This window comes from Selenomonadales bacterium, assembly GCA_017442105.1.
Classification (GTDB): Bacteria; Bacillota; Negativicutes; order RGIG982; family RGIG982; genus RGIG982.
The window spans coordinates 1-18,308 of the sequence record JAFSAX010000063.1 but is presented as its reverse complement, the minus strand read 5'-3'; the positions used below and the strand labels follow the sequence as shown (position 1 = coordinate 18,308).

The following is an 18,308-nucleotide window of genomic DNA, read 5'->3' as shown; positions in this document are numbered from 1 at the left end:
CCCGCTCGGTGATCGTCGGGCGGGCAAAAGGATCATAATGATGAATCAAAAAGCAAAGATATTTCAAAAGTTTCTCGACAAACACAAGATCGGCTGTTTCCGAGAGGAAGAAATGCACGACAAATTTCATACGACAGTCTTTCGTTCGCGGATAGAAGCTTGCGGACAGAACCTGCCGACAGCCGTCATCTTAGACGACAGTATCTATACCGTGATCCGCGTGCAGGTCGCAGCCGGTGCCTCTCGAAAAGGCAATACAGACAGGCTCGAGCAGTTCTGCAATGCGCGCAACCGTTCGTATAAGTCGCTTAAATACTATCTTGCCGAAAATGGCGACATCTATCTCGATGTATGCCTTATTTCGACAACAGAAGCATTTCGTGCCGACACGGTCTATACGATGCTGGACGTACTCGTTAAACATATTACAGACGAGTATCCGAGCGTGATGCGAGCCGTCTGGACGGCGAATGAAAACAAATAAAAAAGGACGTACCTTTTGGTACGTCCTTTTTGTATGCGGATACGGCGTGCGTATTGTCAGCAGATCGTGCCCTGGAACGCAACGGCTTTGCCGAGGATACGGATGGAGTCACAGTTGTCTGCCGTGAATACCATCGGGCGATATTTCGGATTTTCCGAATGGAGGCGGATCGCGCCCGTTTCCTTGTAGACGCGCTTCAAGGTTGCCGAATCGTCAACGAGGACAGCGGCGATCTCACCGTCTTTTACATCGGGCTGTTTGCGGATGAAGACGATATCTCCGTCGTAGATGCGTGCGTTTATCATACTGTCGCCTTGTACGCGCAGGCAGAAGTCTGCCTTGATGCTGTCACTAAGTTCAATATATTCTTCGATGTTCTCTTCGGCAAACAGCGGACAGCCTGCCGCGATCGTGCCGAGAAGCGGGACGCGCTTGGTGTATGCTGTCGTGTGCGGTGCGTGTCGCTCGGCGGGTTGCTCCAAGCCCAACAAGCGCGCAGGCGTCGTTTCGAGTGCTGCGGCAAAGGCGGCTATCTTCGATTGCGGAATATCATTACTGCCCGATTCTATCTTCGCGATCGTAGAACGGGACTTGTATCCGAGACGTTTGGCAAGCTCGTCTTGCGACAGTCCGAGCTGTTCGCGTAATTGGCGGATCATTTGACAAAGAGGCATAACGGGACCTCCCTTTTTGTTGTTGTTGTCTTTATCATATCACGAGAATGATTTAAAATCAACAAAATTAAAAAATATGTTGACAAATAATCAACAACGGATTATACTAAGGGTGTGATTAAGAATCAACAGACGTTGCAACAGTCGAACCAAATTGGAGGTAGAGATAGATGGCTGATTTTATTGAGATCGGAATTTTGAGCTTTTTGTTTGGCTGTCACTTGATCTTGGCAGGCATTGCACAATAAGCGAGCGATATCACGCGATACAGACTTTTGATGACGGGCGCAGAAGGGGACTTTTGCGCCCGTTTTTGTTTCCTTGGTTGACTTTTTTTGTTTGCTCCATTAGTATGTAAGAAGATTGTTTAGAAGGGAGGGACAGACGATGGACAGACCGAATAGTGTTGATTTGGTGCGCGAGCTTCTCAAAAAGCACGGCTATTATCGGAGTGAGGATATCAGCGTAGATGAAGGCAGGTCTGCCGACAGCCGCATAAATGCGCTTCTCTCGGTGATACCGCCCGAGCTTTCAACGAAGCGGTATCCTGATTTTTTGATGCGTATCAAGGGTCAGCCGTATCTTCTCATCGTGGTGGAGAGCCGCATGGGCGAAGGTGCGGTCGACAAGAATCCGAACGAAGACGGTACGATGCTGTATTCGGCGGCGCTTGCGCAGAAGTACGATGTGCTTACGATCGCGATCCGTGAGGTGTCGGACGGTCAGTACCGCATCGAGCATTTTTTGCAGAAGAAGGGCGACCGATTCTACCGCCGTATGTTCGGCAATCGTCTGCTCTCTCTTGAGGAATATCTCGAAGGTGTACAGCGTGCGCCGAAAGAGGTGCGCCCTGTCTGTGCGAAGCTTATCGTCGGCCATTCGCCGAAGAAAGGACAGACGGTGCGGGCGGTGGTACGTACGGAGTTGTATCTGATGCCGCCGAAGTTTGCGCATCGGTTCATGGATAATCGTGAGATCAATATGGTGCGTCGTACGGAAAAGGAGAACGAGTAATTGTATACAGAAATCAAAAAGCCGATAGACAGACGAGTGCTGTGTATCGGCTTTTTGATTTTCAGGCGGTTTCGCTGTGATGCTCGCGTCCGCGAATTTCTTTGATATGGTTTTGGCTGTCAACCATGATGATGGTCGGTTCGTGAGCATCGAGCTCTTCGGGTGTCATCTGTGCATAGCAGATGATGATGACGATGTCGTTCGGTTGGACGAGGCGGGCGGCCGCGCCGTTGAGGCATATCGTACCGCTGCCGCGCTGTCCGCGAATGACGTACGTTTCGAACCGTGCACCGTTATTGTTGTTGACGATCTGTACTTTTTCGTGGGGGCGTATTCCTGATGCATCGAGGAGGTTTTCGTCTATGGTGATACTGCCCATGTAGTTGAGGTTGGCTTCGGTGACGGTGGCGCAATGAATTTTGGATTTGAGTGCTTCTACGAACATGTGGATACCTCCAAGATAGTGTTGTCAATAAGACGTGTGGTGCCGATACGAACGGCGAGTGCGAGAAGTGCGCTCGGCTCGATGGTGTCTGTCACGTCAAGTGACGGATATGCATAGATATGGACGTAGTCAATCGTGGCGAGTGGTTCAGCTTCGATGGTACGAACGACGAGGTCGGTGAGGACGTTTGTACGTACTTCACCCTGGCGGACGGCTTCTTCTGCTGCCTTAAGACTACGCGAGAGGACGAGTGCGGCCGACTTTTCTTTTGCAGAGAGGTATTGGTTGCGCGAGGAGAGCGCAAGACCGTTTTCGTCGCGGACGATCGGGACGGAGATGATCTCGACAGGGATGTTGAGGTCATGTGTGAATCGACGGATGACGAGGACTTGTTGGGCATCTTTTTGTCCGAAGAAAGCGCGGTCGGGCTGAATAATGTTAAAGAGCTTCGTCACGACGAGTGCGACACCCGCGAAGTGTCCCGGTCGCTGTGCGCCGCAGAGGAGGTCGGTGATGCCGCTGACGTTTACGGTCGTAGCGAAGCCGTCGGGGTACATCTCGGCCGGGCTCGGTGCGAATATGGCCGATGCGCCTGCTTTTTCTGCGTTCATGCAGTCTGCTTCGAGCGTGCGCGGATACGCGTCGTAATCTTCGTTCGGACCGAACTGTGTCGGGTTGACGAATACGCTGACAATGACGATGTCACATTGGTTTTTCGCGGTGCGTACGAGCGTCAGGTGGCCTTCGTGGAGTGCGCCCATCGTCGGAACGAGTGCGATCGATTTGCCGAGGGATTTTTGGGTACGGACATAGTCACGTACGTCTTGTATCGTATGGAATAGATGCATATCAGAACCTCCTCAGTACAACTTTTCGAGCACATCGTCTGCGATGGCAAAACCGTGTTCGGGAGCAGGGAAGGAGCGTGTTTCGACTTCTCGTTTGTAGTCTTGGACGGCGGAAGAGATGAGTGTGTGAAGATCGGCGAACCGTTTGACGAATTTGGGTTTGAAATCTTTGTTCATACCGAGTAAGTCGTTGATGACGAGTACTTGTCCGTCACAGTCTGATCCCGCGCCGATGCCGATGGTCGCGGCTTTTGTCAGAGAAGCAGTCACTTTGGCAGCGAGCTTGGACGGGACACATTCGAGCACGATGACGAACGCGCCCGCTTCTTCGAGTGCTTTGGCATCATCGAGGAGTTTTTGGGCGGCAGATGATTCTTTGCCTTGTACTTTGAATCCACCCAGTTGGTGGATCGATTGCGGTGTCAGTCCGATATGACCGACGACGGGAATGCCTGCGCGGCAGATGGCGCGTACGGTATCTGCCATCTCACTGCCGCCTTCAAGTTTGACGGCGTGGGCTCTGCCCTCTTTCATCAGTCGGCCTGCGTTTCTTACCGCTTCTTCGATCGATACTTGGTACGACAAGAACGGCATATCGGCGACGACCATGGCATGACGGGCACCGCGTGCAACGATCTTTGTATGATGGATCATGTCCTCCATCGTGACGGGCAAGGTGGACTCGTAGCCGAGCATCACATTGCCGAGCGAATCACCGACGAGGAGCATATCGATCTCGTTTTCATCGAGCAATTTTGCCATCGAGTAATCGTAGGCTGTCAGCATCGTGATGGGAGTCCCGCTCATTTTTTTCTCGGCGATCGCCAATTTGGAAATGTGTTTGTTCAATGGATATCCCTCCGTAACAGTTGATGAATGATGGTCTTGGTCTCGGGTAAAAGCTGTCCGTTCGCCGTTGCCATATCGGCAGTCGTTGTACCGAGCAGTCGATAGAGCGCGAGCGTATCGGGGCAGTTCTCGCCGAGCGTATGAAGATGTTTGTCTATCGTAGGTATATCACCGCGTACAATTGGGCCTGTCAGAGCGTTCTTGCCGACGGCAGACAGATTGTTGAGTGTGCCGACCGCAAGTGGCATGAGTGCGCGAAGCGCATCGTCTTCTGTCAGACCGCACAACGATAACTGACGAGCGGCTACCGTGAGAAGCGTCACGAGATAGTTTGATGCGACGACTGCCCCTGCATGATACAGTGCGCGTTTGTCGGCAGACAGGTGAAACGGTTGTCCGCCGAGCGCGTGAGCAAGTTCCATGGCAACAGGCAGAGCGATCTCGTCTCCGTCAACGGCATAATAGGTGCCACAGAGGTCATCTGCCGATAAGTCGTACCGTGCAAACGAAAAGAGCGGATGGATACTGCCTGTATGAAGGCCTGCTTCGGCCGCGGGAAACAGCACCTCGCGCCCCATTGAGCCACTCGTATGGAGTACGATGCGTCCTTTGAACAGAGGCACAGCGAGTGACGATGCGATATCACCGATGGCGCGGTCGCTGACGGTGACGAGGATCACGTCTGCCGTCAAGTTGCGTGCATCCGTTACCATGCGTGCGCCGATCAACGTGGCAAGGCGCGTTGCTGAATCCGAAGAACGGCTCATCACCTCCGTGACAGAATATCCTTTTTCAGTCAGTAGACGAGCCAACACGGTTCCGACTTTGCCTGCACCAATGATGGCAATACGTATCGAACACATACCAAAAACCTCCCAACAAAAAACGCCCCTCGAATCTGTCGAGAGGCATATGCAAACAGACCTATCGCGAAATGTTCGCATAATAGGCAAATAAGCACGTCGTCAGCCGTCTCGGTCCGCAGATCCAAGCAGATATGATGCGCTTGATATACAGTTATGATAGACATGGCGTGTATCGTATAGTGCACAAGGCTACCATCGATCATTGCCGCACATATCATACCACACCGATTTTGCAGGCGCAAGCAATAACGTAACCTTTTTCTGTGAAGGATCAAAATAAGATTGTCTAAGGTTGAAGAAAATTGTATAATAATCTGTAAGAGACAGAATATTGTTACATTTATATAAAGAAGCTGTCCAAGCAAAAGAGAGAGGGAGAAAATATGAACAGCAATATTGAATCGTTTATCAAACAGTTAAAAACAGAGCAGAGCAATTCTATTATTCCGTCGGTGCGCAATGCGGATCAGTTCCGTCAAGCGCTCAAGAGCAATTCGCCGATCGTGTTGGTTCTGTTCGGTGATATCTTATCGCTTCCCGAGATGGTGAAGGAGGCAGCTGCGGTAGGCAAGGGTTTGTTCGTGCATCTTGATTTTATTGCAGGTGTCGGTAAGGACGAAGTGGGTATCCGCTTCTTGTCGCAGATGGGCATCGCAGGTCTTATTACAACGAAAGCATATTTGTGCCATGTCATTCGTGACAGCGGCATGATCGCTATACAACGACTCTTCTTGATGGATTCGGAATCGCTTCGTACGGGTATCAATCTGGCAGTGAAATACAAACCGGATATTATCGAGGTATTGCCGGGTGTTGTACCTGCATTTACGATCGAGCGTATCAAAAAAGAAACGAAGCTGGCAGTATTCGGCGGTGGTCTTATCCAGACGGCTGATGATGTGCAGATGGCGTTTGGTAACGGTATTACGGCGGTCAGCACGAGCAATAAGGATTTGTGGGGCTGAGCGCAGACCGATGATATGTCCTCCATAGAAGAGAGAGAAGGAGGAATATGATGATCTCAGATGTGGATACAGCCATAAGGCTGTTGTTATCGATCTTACTTGGCGGGCTTGTCGGCTATGAGCGGCAGGCATCTAATAAGGCGGCAGGGCTCAGGACGCACGTGCTTGTCTGTATGGGTTCGTGTATGATCATGATCTTGTCAGTCAATGTCTATTATACGGTAGAAGGGCAGACGAATGCCGACCCTGCTCGTTTGGCGGCACAGGTCATCAGCGGTATCGGTTTCCTCGGTGCGGGTACGATCATGAAGGAAGGCCCGCTCGTTACGGGGCTGACGACGGCGGCAAGCATCTGGGTCGTATCGGCGATCGGACTTGCAGTCGGGTTCGGTTACTATTCGGGTGCGATCTTAGCGACGATCCTGGCGTTTGCCACGCTGTCGCTTTTGTATCAGCTCGAAAAACGGCTCAAAGCGCGGTCGCGCCTCAAAGTCGTTATCACGCTTGTAAACGACCGCAGTAAGATAGAAGAAATGTGTCAGACGCTTCGGCTGCTCTCTGCCGATATCAATGATATCATCGTCGATGAAGTCGAGGGCGGTGAGGAGCTCAACGTGACGTTCCTCATTTCGATGCGAGGCGGTCGCGATCGGTCAATGATCCTTCGCAAGACATTTTATAATCTGCGCGGTGTGCGCAATGTTACGGTTGAATAAAGAGGAGGCCTTCTCTCGATCAGGGAGAAGGTCTTTTTACCTGATAGATGATTTTTTGTTTTGATAGAAGGTATTTTGGTAAGCGGAAACGAAACCGTTTCCGTAGAGATGGGAGATGATGATTGTGCGATTGATACATACATCGGATTGGCATTTGGGACGGTATTTTCATGGTGTCCATTTGACGAACGATCAGTCGTTTATCTTAGAGCAGTTTTGCGATTATGTAAAAGATACGAAGCCCGATGCGCTCGTGATAGCGGGTGATATCTATGATCGTGCCGTACCGCCGACCGATGCGGTCGCGCTGCTCGACGATACGCTGTCGAAGATCCTGCTCGACTATCGTGTGCCGACCATTATGATAGCAGGTAACCATGACAGTGCCGACAGACTGCATTTCGGCAGTCGTCTTCTGACGAAAGCAGGGCTCTATGTCTACGGTGTGCCGTCGCCTGATGCGCGTCCGCTCGTGCTTTCCGACGAGTACGGCGATGTGGCGTTTTTGCCGCTCGTCTATGCGGAGCCGTCGCTCGTTCGTGCGGTATACGGCACAGATGAGGTGTTCGGTCATGAGATGGCGATGCGGTGCATGATGGATGCGATGATGCCGCACGTGCCGAAAAGTGCGCGTACGGTAGCGGTCGCACATGCGTTCATCGCGGGCGGTGAGGAGTGCGAGTCGGAGCGACCGCTGTCCGTCGGCGGGACGGGCAGTATCTCGCCGAAGCTGTTCGAGCCGTTTTGCTATACGGCACTCGGCCATCTGCACGGTCCGCAGAAGGCAGGCAGTGATACGGTCAGATACAGCGGTTCGCTGATGAAATATTCGTTCTCTGAGGCAGGTCAGAAAAAAGGCGTTCAGCTCGTCGAGCTGGCGGCCGACGGTTCGGTGCGGACGGAGATGGTATCGTTTACGCCGAAGCGTGATATGCGTATCGTAGAAGGGACGTTCGAGGAGCTGATGAGAGGCGAGGGGTCGGACGATTATATCGCTGTCAAGCTTCTCGACCAAGACCCGATCCTCGATGCCAAAGGCAGACTCGAGAAGAAGTTCCCGCATCTTCTGCAGTTGGAGAGGGCATATTTCGCACCGCGCGAGATGATGGATACGACGACTGTCAAGCGACCGAAGATGACAGAAGCAGAAAGGTTCGCCGTCTTTTTTGAAGCGATGACGGGTGATAAGATGACGAACGAACAGAAACGATGTTTAAACGAAACGATAGATGAAGTCAATGAAACGCAGCGGGAGGTGAAAGCATGAAACCACTTCGATTGACGATGCAGGCATTCGGCGCATATCGCGAGCGGACAGACCTTGATTTCGGTGAGCTCGGAGGGCGTTCGTTCTTCCTTATCCACGGGCCGACAGGCTCGGGCAAGACGACGATCCTCGATGCGATATGCTTCGCGCTGTACGGCGAAACGAGCGGAGAGATGCGTGCGGCCAAAACGGTACGAAGCGATTTTGCCGATGAAAAGATACGCACGTATGTCGATTTTACCTTCGCGGTGAAAGAAGATGTATACCGCGTAGAACGCTCTCCCGAACAGGAGATCGCGAAAGTGCGCGGAACGGGTACGAAGTTCGAGAAACCGCAGGCGACGCTGTGGCGCATCGAAGAAGACGGCGAGAAGGTCGTCGCAAGCGGTGCGAGAAACGTGACCGAAGAAGTCATCGCAAAACTCGGCTTCGAGTGCAGTCAGTTTCGGCAAGTCGTGCTCCTGCCGCAGGGCGAGTTTCGTAAGCTCCTCATGGCAGGCTCTGTAGAACGACAGGCCATCATGCAGACGCTGTTCCGCACGGAACTGTATGAGATGATAGAACAAAAATTGAAAGAGAAGGCTCGCAGTGTACGCGACGCGTTCCATGAGATAGAACAGGAACGCAGGCTCATCTTGGAAGCGAGCGGTGCCGAGAGCGAAGAGGCGCTTCTGGCGATGATAGATGAACTGAAACGCGAAGAGGCGGCCCTTACCGCACTTGTTGCCGAGCGACTGACTGCGAAAGAACAGGCAGAAGCACTTCTGACGGAAGGCAATCGGATCAGTAAGCTGTTCGCCGATCTAAGCGAGGCGACCGAAGCGGAAAAACAGGCGAGAGAAGCCGAAATAACATCGCGCCCGCTCCGCGAAGAGTTGATGGCGGCGATGCGTGCGCAGAAGCTGGCGACTGCCGAATCGTATCTGAAACGGGAAGAGAATGGTCTTCGCACGAAGGAAACAGCAGTCACCGAGCAGGAAACTGTGCTTGTTCGTGCGCAGGCAGAGCAAGCAGAGGCAGAGCGTCTTTATCAAGCAGAAAAGGCGCGTGAAGGCGACAGACAACAGGCGCGTGATGTGCGCACCGACCTTGATAAAAAAACGGAGGTCGTCCGCCAGCTGGCAGACGCGCAGAAGGATTATCTCGCCATGCAGAGCGCGATGACGACTGCCGAAAAAGAGATGATGACCCAAGAGCAGAAGTGCAAAACATATACGGAAGCACTCGACAACTTCCGCAAACTGCGCGAAGAAAAACTGGCTCTCGCACAAGAGTCGGCGAAGCTGATACAGGCGAAAGAACGGCTCACCGCACTGCTCAAAACGCGCCAAGATGTCGATAAGCTCCTCGGAGAGATCGAAACGGAAGAGAAAAAACGTGTGCAAAAAGAAAAAGACGTTCGCCTTGCCGATGAAGAAGCGAAGCGGGCGGAAACGATAGCCGCCGAACTCGAGCTTACACGGCAGAAAGCGCAGGCAGGTGTCCTTGCGCAGTCGCTTACAGACGGTGCGCCTTGCCCTGTCTGCGGTTCGACGCATCATCCGCGCCTTGCACCGAGCGGAGAGGCACCGAGCGAAGAGGCATGCAAGGAAGCGAAAGCGAAGGCAGAGAATTTGCGTGCGCATCATGCGAAAGAGAATGTATCGCTTGCTGCGCTTACGGCACACCAAGAAGCCCGCGCGAAGAAAAAAGAAGAACTGCTCGCGCTTCTCGGCGACATTGCCGACGATGCGAAAACGCTGACAGACAAAACGAAAACGGCGATAAAAAAAGCCGAAGAAGCACAGCGTGCAAGCGAAGAAGCGCAGAATCTCAAGGCGCGCATCGAAAAGGGCGAGGCAGTATTGAAAGAAACGCAGGAAGCGTTCGAGAAGGCGAGAACGGCGTATCAAAAAGCCAGCGAAAAATATCGGAGCGCAGAGGCTATCGTCGAAGAACGCAAAAGCCAAGTCCCTGCCGAATTGATGAAGGACGGCGCACTCGATCAGGCGAAACGCGAAGCCGACAAGAAGATAAAACAACTCGATGATGCGTGGAAGAACGCAGAAGCGCGTCAGAGAACGGCGACCGATGCACTCGTGAAAGCCAAAGCCGATGCAGAACAGGGCAAAATGGCATTCCTCGAACAGCAGAAGAAATGCCAAGACCTGCTGATAGCGTTCCTTTCTGATGCAACTGTGCTTGGGTTCGACAGCCGTGAAGCTGTCTTGGCATCGTCGCGTACCGAACGATGGCTTGCTGATACGGAAGCGAGCTTAAAACGCATCGACGAGGAGGTCGCGAAATCGCGTGACCGTCTGACAAGAGCAAAAACGGCGACAGAAGGGCTGACGATGCCTGCGCTCGATGCGCTGACCGAAGCGAAGACCATCGCCGAGAAAGTGCACCTCGATGCAGTCAAAGAATGGCAGACGAAGAAGAATGCGATCGAACAGCAGGAGAAAAACCGGAAGAAGATCGCCGACTGCGCGAGTCGCATCGACGATCTGCAGGAAGGGTATCGCGTCATCGGCAAGCTCGCGCAGGTCTCGGGCGGTGACAATGAGAAAAAACTGACGTTCCAGCGATTCGTTTTGAGCGAGCTGTTGACGGAAGTCGCCGAAGTGGCAAGCGCACGGCTTCTTAAGATGAGCCGTCGCCGTTATACGCTTCAGCGGACGGACGAGCGCGCACGCAAGAATGCGGCGGGCGGGCTGGAACTTGAGGTATTCGATAACTATACGGGTATGGCACGACCTGTCGGCACCTTGAGCGGCGGCGAGAGCTTTTTGGCATCGCTGGCACTTGCGCTCGGTCTGGCGGACGTCGTCCAATCGTACTCGGGCGGTATCCGTCTGGATACGATGCTCATCGACGAAGGATTCGGCACGCTCGATCCCGAGATGCTCGATTTTGCCATCAAGACGCTCCTCGATCTCCAGCAGGGCGGTCGTCTTGTCGGCATCATCTCGCACGTGCCCGAACTGAAAGAACGAATAGACGCAAGGCTCGAGGTCTTGCAGACGAATAAAGGAAGTACGGCAGTCTTCCGTATCGGATAGGAGGGAGAACATGAGCCTTCATATCGTATCGGGCAGAAGCGGCAGCGGAAAAAGTCGTTTTTGCCTCGATGAGATCACAGCACATATCAAAGACGACCCGAGCGGTGCTCCGCTCATCCTGATACTGCCCGAGCATGCCACGTTCATGGCAGAGCGGCGACTTGCCGAGATGGCGGGCGGATACGTGCGTGCGTTCATCTTCGGCTTTAAGCGACTGGCACACCAAGTCCTGCGCGCCGAAGGCGGTGCGCTCAGGCCGCACATCTCGGAGCTTGGGAAAAAGATACTTCTGATGCGCTTTTTGCATCAAAAACAAGACGAGCTCTTAAAACTCGGCAGAGCGGCGCGTCAGCCGAATTTCGCCGATGTGATGCTCTCGCTCGTAAAAGAATTTCGCTCGTACAACATTGCGCCGAGCGTACTCTCTGATGCCGCAGCCGATCTGAAAGGTACGGAGCTTGGGGCAAAGCTTTCCGACATCGCATCACTCTACGGCGAATTCCAAACAGCGATGGAAGAGGCGTATACCGATTCGGGCGACGCGCTCCTTCTCCTTGCCGAGAAGATTCCGTCGGCACAGATGTTTCGCGGTGCGCGTGTCTGGATAGACGGCTTCCGCTGGTTCAACCCGCTCGAGGTGACCGTCCTGCGTGCGATGCTCATGGCAGGCGTTGATATCACCGTCACGCTTTGTCTGGGTGACACGAAGAGCGCAGACAGACGCGACGAAACAGACCTTTTCTGTCGTCAATGGGAAACGCGCAGAACGCTCCTCGCGCTTGCCAAAGAATGTGATACCGACGTGCGCGAAACGGAGCTTACCGAGCAGTATCGACTGACGGAGAACGAAGTCGGTGCGTATATCGAACGTCGGTTCTTCGCTCATGCGGCAGTACCGTTTGACGGTACACGGGACGGACTTGTCGTGAGAGAAGCCGTTACCGCACGGCAGGAGGCCGAGATGGTCGCCTGCGAGATCGTGCGCCTTTGCCGAGAAGAGGGGCATCGGTATCGCGACATCGCTGTATTGACGAGAACCGACGGATACCGCGACCTCTTGCCGAAGGTCTTTGAACGATATGATATCCCGTATTTTTCGGAACAAAAAAGACGTGCTATCCATCATCCGCTTGCGGAGCTTATTCGTGCTTCGCTCGATGCGGTGCGCACGTGGAACTACGAATCCGTATTTCGTGCGCTCAAAACGGAATTTTTCCAACTGACGCGCGAAGAAGTCGACCGACTGGAGAACTATGTGCTTCAGTTCGGTATCCGCGGTTCGTACTGGACACAGGAAGAACCGTGGACATTCCGCAGACGTATGCTTCTTGACGACGACTGCGAAGAAGACGAAGCGGAAGAATACCTTACCGCCATCAACGACAGCCGTATACGTGCCGTCACACCGCTCAAAAAGCTGGCTGATGCGCTCAAAAAAGCCAAGACGGTCGAAGCGTATATCACCGAGCTGTATTATTTCTTAGAAGAGCTCGAAGTGCCGCAGAAATTGTCTGCATGGGCAGACGAAGCGGAGGCGGGCGGCGATCTGACGACTGCCGCGCAGGAGATGCAGGTGTGGAAACAGACGATCGCGCTCCTCGAACAGCTTGCCGAAGTCGGCGGCAGTGATACGGTGCGCGTACGAGAACTCTACGCACTCATCGAAAGCGGTCTGGCCGCGATGGAATTCAGCCTGATCCCGCAGGGACTTGACCGTGTCGTTATCGGCTCGATGGAGCAGAACAATGCCGAAAATCTGCCTATCATCTTCCTCGTCGGTGCTTCGGACGGTGTCCTTCCGCGGCGAGGCGGAAATGAAGGCCTTCTCAACGATGACGACCGTGCGAAGATGCTCGCGCTCGGTGTCGACTTGGCACCGGGGACGGCCGCCGATGCGCTCGATGAGCAGTTTCTTGCGTATCAGCTCTTCACGCGCGCGAAAAAACGGCTCTATATCAGCTATCCGCTTGCAGACAGCGAAGGCAAAGGCATACAGCCGTCACCGCTCATCATGCGGCTCTGTCGCATGACGAAAACGAACACCACACTGTACAGACCGCCGTCGGCAGAGATGGAAGATATCTCGCTCTTGGCGCATCCGCGGCAAGCACTCGGCGCGCTCGGCAATGTGCTCCGCAGTCAAAAACGCGGTGAAGTGCTCAGCCCCGTATGGGCACGCATCTACGAATGGGCAAGACAGAACGAGGAGCTAAGACCGCTGTTGGCACGGTCGCTGGCAGGTCTTTTCCACCTCAACCGCGCGCTGCCGCTCCCGCAGGACGTGGCAGGCAGGCTGTATCGCCGCAAGGGCAGGCTCTACGGCAGTGTCACGCGGTTCGAGCGATTCCGCCAATGCCCGTTCAGCCATTTTGCCCGTTACGGCCTTAAGCTGAAAGAGCGTGATGTATTCCGCTTAAAACCACCCGATCTGGGTGAATTTTATCATGCCGCGCTGAAAGTATTCGGCGAACGGACGAAAGAAAAAGACGATTGGGGCGTATGGACGACAGAGGAACGTAAGACGCTTGCCCAAGATATCGTAGCGGAATTGGCACCGAAGCTGGCAAGCGAGATACTCCTTTCGAATGCGCAAAAGCGTGCGCTCCTCGGTCGCTTGGAGAGAACGATCGTCAAGGCGGCAGAGCGGCTCTGCGAATTCGGCAGAGATTCTTATTTCAAACCGTACGCATACGAAGAAGCATTCGGCTTTGGCAAGGGCAGTATGCCGCCGCTCCAATGGAAGCTCTCCGACGGAACGGAGCTTGCCGTCGTCGGACAGATCGACCGCATCGATTCGTTTGCCAAAGACGGAAAACGCTATTTCCTCGTTATCGATTACAAGTCGGGGCGCGTTCATCTGACGATGCCCGAAGTGTATTACGGTCTCAGATTGCAGCTCTTGACGTATCTTATGGCACTCGAAGCGATCGAAACGGGTGAAGACGAGATGATGCCTGCGGGCGTGCTCTATTACTACCTCAAGCAACCGTTCATCACTGCGCAGAAACGTATCACAGCAGAAGAAGCGATGAAAGAGATCAGTAAGGCACAGCGTATGCCGGGCTGGCTCCTCAAGGAAAAAGAGGTGCTGGAACGCCTCGATACGACGCTCGGCGGCAGCTCGACTTTTATTTGTATCAATCTGAAAAAAGACGGCGATTTTCACAAGAACTCTCTGCCGTACCTGAAAACGGAGCGAGAGTTCGACGTGCTTCGCCGATATACGGCACAGATGCTTCGTCAGACGGGCGAAGATATCTTGGACGGTTACATCGCCATTCGTCCCGTCACGTACGATGGCAAAGATGCGTGCGCGTTCTGTGCGTATAGATCGTTCTGCCAGTTCGACGAAACGCTGGCAGAGAATCAAAAGACGACGTTCGACAAGATGAGCGACGAAGATGCGCTCGAGAGAATGATAGCCGAAGGAGGTGCGGAATATGGCGTGGTCAGCAAAACAACTGGAAGCAATTAAAACGCGCGGGAAGAATATCCTCGTTGCCGCCGCGGCAGGTTCGGGCAAGACGAGTGTTCTCGTTGAGCGTATCATTCGCCGACTGACGGACGAGTATGATCCCATCACGATCGACCGCCTGCTCGTCGTGACGTTCACGAACGCGGCCGCTTCCGAGATGCGCGAACGTATCGGCTCGGCGCTCAGAGAAGCGGCACAAAAGGAGAACGGACAGCGTCTCCGCCGCCAACTGCTCCTTCTGCCGTCGGCATCTATCTCGACGATGCACGCCTTTTGCCAATCGCTCATCAGGCGATACATCCATCTTCTTCCCATCGACCCGAAGTTCCGCGTTGCACAGCAGACGGAGCTTCTCCTCATGGAACAAGATGCGATGGAGCGGCTTCTTTTACATAAATACGAAGAACAGGACGCGGATTTCCTCGCGCTCGTCGATGCGTACAGCGGAGATGACAGCGACGATCCGCTTGCCGCTCTCATTTCACAGCTGTATCACTTCTCGTGCAGTCAGCCGTGGCAGAAAAAATGGCTGTCCACACTCGGCGACCCGCTCGACGCTATGGACATTGACGACACGTGCTGGGCAGATATCTTAAAGCGGCGCATCGCCATCGATCTCGTCGGTGCCTCGCTGCTTGCGAAAGAAGCCGTCGCCATGATAGACGGCTTTGGCGACGAAGCCAAGCCGTATGCCGAAGCACTCCTCTCGGACAGCACACAGCTCGACCATGCGGCAACCGTCGCACAGGGCGGTACGTGGAACGAGATGGTCGCTGTCGTCAACAGCATAGAGTTTGTTCGCTGGCCATCGAAAAAATGGGAAAACGATGAGCTGAAAAAGATACTCAAGGATATGCGTGACAAGTGGAAAAAGGTCGTCGAGAATGTCGCAGGCGCGTATTTCTTCGCGACGGCAGAACAGTTCGCCGAAGATATGCGTGCGACCGTACCGCTGATGAAAGCACTCGGCGAGTTGACGATCGCGTATGCCGAAGAATACCGCGCCGTCAAAGCGGAACACGGTGTGCTTGACTTCAATGACCTTGAGCATTACTGCCTTGCGCTCCTTTCCGAAGAAGACGAAAACGGTGATATCCGTCCGTCCGATATCGCGCGTACGCTGCAGAAAACGTATGCCGAGATCATGGTAGACGAATACCAAGACACGAATGGCGTGCAGGAAGCCATCGTGCAGATGCTTGCCAATCCCGAAAAGCCGAACCTCTTTTTCGTCGGCGATGTCAAGCAGAGCATCTACCGCTTCCGTCTGGCAGAGCCTGAGCTGTTCCTTGATAAGTACCATCGCTATCCGAGCGAACGATACAATCATCGCATCGACTTGTCGCAGAACTTCCGTTCGCGCGTCGGCGTGCTTTCGGCTGTCAACGATGTGTTCGGCTCGCTCATGCGCGAACACGTCACCGAGATCGGCTACGGAGAGGCAGAACGACTCAACGAAGGTCTTGTCTATCCGCCGCATCCGCGCTCGTTCGACAATACCGCAGAATGTCATATCCTGTCGCACGGCGAGGACAGCGGTGACGGTCTTTCGGCAGTCGAACGCGAAGCCGTCTGGATCGCCGACTATATTGCGGGCCTCCTCGTGCAAGGCAAAGTCGTCTATGACAAAGGGCTTAAAGATTATCGTCCGCTTGCCAAACGCGATATCGTGATCCTCCTGCGATCGGTCAAACGCGCGAGCGGTATCCTCTTAGATGCCCTCCGTGTGCGCGGTGTGAGCGGTTATGCCGAAGACGACTCGGGATACTTCGAATCGTCCGAAATACGCGTCTTTTTGTCGCTCCTGAATATCATCGATAATCCGCATCAGGATATCCCGCTTGCGGCTGTACTGCGTTCGGCGATCGTCGGCATGACGGAAGAAGAATTGACGAACGTGCGTCTTGCGGGTGAAGGAGATCTCTATGATGCGCTCAACGCAAGTGCGGAAACGATGAAAAAAGCGGCCGCATTTTTATCGCAGCTCGACAGATGGCGTACGCTTGCGCGCTCTCGAAGCGTGCCCGAGCTGATATGGCAGCTGTACCAAGATACAGGCTACTACGACTACGTGGGAGCAATGGCAAGCGGTACTGTGCGCCAAGCCAACCTCGAGATGCTCTACGATCGTGCCAAAGCGTTCGAAGAAACAGACGCCTGCGGACTGTTCCGCTTCCTCCGCTTCATCGACAAGATGCTCGAAAACGATGAAGATCTCGGCGCGGCCAAAGACGGCGGCGGAGAAAACGAAGACACCGTTCGCATCATGAGCGTACACAAGAGCAAAGGCCTCGAATTCCCCGTCGTTATCCTTGCCAACATCGGCAAACAATTCAACACGCAGGATATGCAAAAACCGATCCTTCTGCATAAGTCGCTCGGTGTCGGCCCGTACCGCGTCATGGCAGAAGACCGCTACCGCTACCCGACGCTTGCTAGGCTCGCCATTGCACAGCAGATCGTATCGGAAAACCATGCCGAAGAACTGCGCGTCCTCTATGTCGCCATGACACGCGCCAGAGAAAAGCTCGTCATGGTCGGCTCGACGAAAGACATCGAAGCGATGCGCGAAAAATGGACGCTCCTTGCACGGCGCGACGAACTCTCGGACTCCGTCATCGTCGGCGCACGCTCGTGGCTCGACTGGCTCGCGCCCGTCTTGGCGAAACATGAAGCAGGCTTTGAACTGCGCTGTGAAGTGATGGAAACGGAGATGACGTACCGTGATTCCGAAGCTCTGTGGCAGATAGATTATCACCATGTCTGCCTCGCAAAGGAAGAAGCAGGCAAAGCCGAACAGACAGAGCTTATTAAACGTATCAAACACATGGAAGCCGTTGACATCGGTGATGATATGACAGACATAAACGAACGCCTCCTCTGGCAGTATCCGAACAAGACTGCCGTCAACCTCCCTGCGAAGCTGTCCGTCACCGAGATCAAACGAAGATTCGCCGAACATGAAGAACAAGCGACGGTACCGTTTGAAAAGCAAGCCGACTCGTATGAGAAGCCTCGTTTCCTTCAGACGAAAAAACGGCTCGATGCGGCCGAATATGGTACGATGATGCACACCATCATGCAGATGATCGATATGGACGGTGACCTCACAGAGGGCAGTATCAAAAGCCAAGTCGATGCACTCGCCCAGAGAGAGCTGATACCTGCCGACCTTGCAAAAGAAGTCGACTGTCATGCCATCGCAAGATTCTTCGCACTTCCGCTCGGCAAACGTATGCGCGAATCGAAAGACGTTCGCCGCGAACTGCCGTTCGGCATCCTCATTCCTGCGAAGGAATACTATCCCGAAGCAGACGACGAAGAAACCATCTTTGTACAAGGTGTCGTCGATGCTCTCTTTATGACAGACACAGGCTGGACACTGATCGACTACAAAACAGACCGATTCGCAGATGCCGAAACGCTCAAGGATCGCTACCGCGTTCAGATATCCCTCTATCGGCGTGCTGTCGAACAGCTCACGGGCATACCTGTTACGAACAGCTATCTCTACGCCTTCCATACGAAACGCGTCATACCGATACATTGATGAAAAAAAGACTACCCTTACGGGTAGTCTTTTTGCCTTGCGGTAGAAGAGGGGCGGTACAACAAAAAAAGAACCGTATCCTTGTCGGAATACGGTTCTTTATCAGCTTTCCAG

General features: G+C 53.7%; 13 protein-coding genes. 8 read left to right on the top strand and 5 right to left on the bottom strand.

The window, feature by feature from the left end; genetic code table 11:
* The first annotated feature begins 37 nt into the window (after nucleotides 1-37).
* Nucleotides 38-484: a hypothetical protein gene (locus tag IJN28_02715; protein ID MBQ6712687.1), complete on the top strand. Its 447-nt coding sequence runs from the start codon at nucleotides 38-40 to the stop codon at nucleotides 482-484.
* A gap of 56 nt (nucleotides 485-540) precedes the next feature.
* Here the strand turns inward: IJN28_02715 and lexA are convergent, their stop codons facing one another.
* Complete coding sequence (gene lexA, locus IJN28_02710) at nucleotides 541-1,158, bottom strand: repressor LexA (protein MBQ6712686.1); 618 nt, start codon at nucleotides 1,156-1,158, stop codon at nucleotides 541-543.
* Nucleotides 1,159-1,545: 387 nt separating this feature from the next.
* On the opposite strand from lexA, the gene IJN28_02705 reads away from it, so the two are divergent.
* The gene (locus IJN28_02705) at nucleotides 1,546-2,172 is read left to right on the top strand and encodes a hypothetical protein (protein ID MBQ6712685.1); all 627 of its coding nucleotides are present in this window, start codon (nucleotides 1,546-1,548) and stop codon (nucleotides 2,170-2,172) included.
* A 61-nt stretch (nucleotides 2,173-2,233) separates the two neighbouring features.
* Here IJN28_02705 and IJN28_02700 read toward each other — a convergent pair whose 3' ends face one another.
* From IJN28_02700 to IJN28_02685, 4 genes are read right to left on the bottom strand one after another with little or no spacing between them, the layout of a single operon-like run.
* A complete protein-coding gene (locus IJN28_02700; protein MBQ6712684.1) occupies nucleotides 2,234-2,617 on the bottom strand; it encodes an aspartate 1-decarboxylase in 384 nt (127 codons plus the stop codon).
* On the bottom strand, nucleotides 2,608-3,465 hold the full coding sequence (locus tag IJN28_02695) for a pantoate--beta-alanine ligase (GenBank protein MBQ6712683.1): 858 nt from the start codon (nucleotides 3,463-3,465) through the stop codon (nucleotides 2,608-2,610). The genes IJN28_02700 and IJN28_02695 overlap by 10 nt, the downstream gene beginning before the upstream one ends.
* 12 nt (nucleotides 3,466-3,477) lie before the next feature.
* Nucleotides 3,478-4,272 (bottom strand): 3-methyl-2-oxobutanoate hydroxymethyltransferase, encoded by a 795-nt coding sequence (gene panB, locus IJN28_02690; GenBank protein MBQ6712682.1) that lies wholly within the window; start codon nucleotides 4,270-4,272, stop codon nucleotides 3,478-3,480.
* Nucleotides 4,273-4,310: 38 nt separating this feature from the next.
* Nucleotides 4,311-5,177, bottom strand: a complete 867-nt coding sequence (locus IJN28_02685) for a DUF2520 domain-containing protein (protein MBQ6712681.1) — start codon at nucleotides 5,175-5,177, stop codon at nucleotides 4,311-4,313.
* A 386-nt stretch (nucleotides 5,178-5,563) separates the two neighbouring features.
* On the opposite strand from IJN28_02685, the gene IJN28_02680 reads away from it, so the two are divergent.
* The 6 genes from IJN28_02680 (at nucleotide 5,564) to addA (ending at nucleotide 18,194) form a co-directional block, all read left to right on the top strand.
* On the top strand, nucleotides 5,564-6,145 hold the full coding sequence (locus tag IJN28_02680; protein ID MBQ6712680.1) for a glycerol-3-phosphate responsive antiterminator: 582 nt from the start codon (nucleotides 5,564-5,566) through the stop codon (nucleotides 6,143-6,145).
* Between the two features lie 50 nt (nucleotides 6,146-6,195).
* Nucleotides 6,196-6,861: an MgtC/SapB family protein gene (locus tag IJN28_02675; GenBank protein ID MBQ6712679.1), complete on the top strand. Its 666-nt coding sequence runs from the start codon at nucleotides 6,196-6,198 to the stop codon at nucleotides 6,859-6,861.
* Between the two features lie 124 nt (nucleotides 6,862-6,985).
* Nucleotides 6,986-8,128, top strand: a complete 1,143-nt coding sequence (locus tag IJN28_02670; GenBank protein MBQ6712678.1) for an exonuclease SbcCD subunit D — start codon at nucleotides 6,986-6,988, stop codon at nucleotides 8,126-8,128.
* Nucleotides 8,125-11,169 carry an SMC family ATPase gene (locus tag IJN28_02665; GenBank protein MBQ6712677.1) on the top strand — a complete coding sequence of 1,015 codons (3,045 nt, stop codon included), beginning with the start codon at nucleotides 8,125-8,127 and terminating at the stop codon, nucleotides 11,167-11,169. The genes IJN28_02670 and IJN28_02665 overlap by 4 nt, the downstream gene beginning before the upstream one ends.
* 10 nt (nucleotides 11,170-11,179) lie before the next feature.
* A complete protein-coding gene (gene addB / locus IJN28_02660) occupies nucleotides 11,180-14,644 on the top strand; it encodes a helicase-exonuclease AddAB subunit AddB (GenBank protein MBQ6712676.1) in 3,465 nt (1,154 codons plus the stop codon).
* The gene (gene addA / locus IJN28_02655; GenBank protein MBQ6712675.1) at nucleotides 14,610-18,194 is read left to right on the top strand and encodes a helicase-exonuclease AddAB subunit AddA; all 3,585 of its coding nucleotides are present in this window, start codon (nucleotides 14,610-14,612) and stop codon (nucleotides 18,192-18,194) included. Before addB ends, addA begins: the two co-directional genes overlap by 35 nt.
* The last annotated feature ends 114 nt before the right edge of the window (nucleotides 18,195-18,308 follow it).